This window comes from Streptomyces sp. 8P21H-1 (assembly GCF_013302945.1).
This window is the reverse complement of the sequence record NZ_JABTYA010000277.1, coordinates 1-229: the sequence shown is the minus strand read 5'-3', so window position 1 is coordinate 229 and position 229 is coordinate 1. Positions and strand designations below refer to the sequence as shown.

At 77.3% G+C, this 229-nt stretch carries 1 pseudogene; it reads left to right on the top strand.

Annotated elements, in window-relative coordinates:
* Window positions 1-229: pseudogene (locus HO151_RS05905) on the top strand (hypothetical protein); the annotation flags it as partial.

Sequence of the window (229 nt, the reverse complement as noted above, 5' to 3'; positions counted from 1 at the left end):
CTCGGCAACCTCGGCAACCTCGGCAACCTCGGCAACCTCGGTGACCTCGGTGACCTCGGCGGCACCGGCGGTGGCGGCACCGTCTCCCGGGACGTGCCGCTCTCCGAGCTGGGTCTCGGCGGCGGTGTGAGCGCCGGGGCCTCGGGCGGTGGCCTGTCAGCGGCCGGCTCCGCGTCCGCGGACGGCTTCGGCGGGACCGGGGTCGCGCCCCTCTCGGACAGCACGGCCG